Below are 1,367 nucleotides of genomic sequence, written 5' to 3' on the forward strand. Positions count from 1 at the left end.
CGCCGTCGGCGACCGCGATGATCGAGGTGCCCACGTCGACGGTGGTGCCCTCGGGGAAGTGCAGTTCGCGGACCACGCCGTCGTAGGGGATGGGGAGCTCGACGGCGGCCTTCGCCGTCTCGACCTCGCACACCACCTGCCCGTCGGTGACGGTGTCACCGGGCTGGACGTACCACTTGAGGATCTCGGCCTCGGTGAGTCCCTCGCCCACGTCGGGCATCCTGAACTCGCGTACGGACCCTTCGGTCATCGTCGTCACGACCCTCTCCTCAGTACGCCAGCGAGCGGTCGACGGCATCCAGCACCCGGTCCAGATCGGGCAGGTACTCCTCCTCCAGACGCGCCGGCGGATACGGCGCGTGATACCCGCCGACCCTCAGCACCGGGGCCTCCAGATGGTAGAAGCAGCGCTCCGTGATCCGGGCCGCGATCTCCGCACCCGAGCCCAGGAACACCGGCGCCTCGTGGACCACGACCAGCCGGCGGGTCTTCTCCACCGACGCCTGAATGGTGTCGAAATCGACCGGGGAGATCGAACGCAGGTCCACCACCTCCAGCGAGCGGCCCTCCTCGGCCGCCGCGTCGGCGACCTCCTGGCACAGCTTCACCATCGGGCCGTACGCGGCCAGCGTCAGGTCGGAGCCCTCGCGGACCACCCGCGCGGTGTGCAGCGGGCCCGGGATGGCCTCGGCATCGACCTCGCCCTTGTCCCAGTACCGCCGCTTCGGCTCGAAGTAGATCACCGGGTCGTCGCTCTGGATGGCCTGCTGCATCATCCAGTACGCGTCCGCCGGATTCGACGGCGAGACCACCTTCAGGCCCGCCACGTGCGCGAACAGCGCCTCCGGGGACTCGGAGTGGTGCTCGACCGCGCCGATCCCGCCGCCGTAGGGGATACGGATGACGACCGGCATCTTGACCTTGCCCAGCGAACGGGCGTGCATCTTCGCCAGCTGCGTGACGATCTGGTCGTAGGCCGGGAAGACGAACCCGTCGAACTGGATCTCCACCACCGGCCGGTAGCCGCGCAGGGCCAGACCGATGGCGGTGCCCACGATGCCGGACTCGGCCAGCGGCGTGTCGATGACCCGGTCCTCACCGAAGTCCTTCTGCAGGCCGTCGGTCACCCGGAAGACACCGCCGAGCTTGCCGACGTCCTCACCCATGATCAGGACCTTGGGGTCCGACTCCAGCGCCCGGCGCAGCGACTCGTTGATCGCCTTGGCCAGCGCCATCTTCTTACCGGTCACGGATTCCGCAGCCATCTCAGACCCCCTCGGCCTCAGCGAACGACGCCTGGTAGGCGGCGAACCGGGCACGCTCCTCGTCGACGAGCGCGTGCCCGTCCGCGTACACGTTCTCGAAGA

At 68.9% G+C, this 1,367-nt stretch carries 2 protein-coding genes; both read right to left on the bottom strand.

Annotation, left to right across the window (positions count from 1 at the left end; genetic code table 11):
• Positions 1-259, bottom strand: a 259-nt coding sequence (locus ACP4J0_RS38425; protein WP_426604078.1) for a biotin/lipoyl-containing protein, incomplete at its 3' end; no start/stop codon positions are given.
• A gap of 10 nt (positions 260-269) precedes the next feature.
• On the bottom strand, positions 270-1,235 hold the full coding sequence (locus ACP4J0_RS38430; protein WP_426604080.1) for an alpha-ketoacid dehydrogenase subunit beta: 966 nt from the start codon (positions 1,233-1,235) through the stop codon (positions 270-272).
• Between the last annotated feature and the right edge of the window lie 132 nt (positions 1,236-1,367).

Source organism: Streptomyces sp. WG7, assembly GCF_049975785.1.
Taxonomy (GTDB): domain Bacteria; phylum Actinomycetota; class Actinomycetes; order Streptomycetales; family Streptomycetaceae; genus Streptomyces.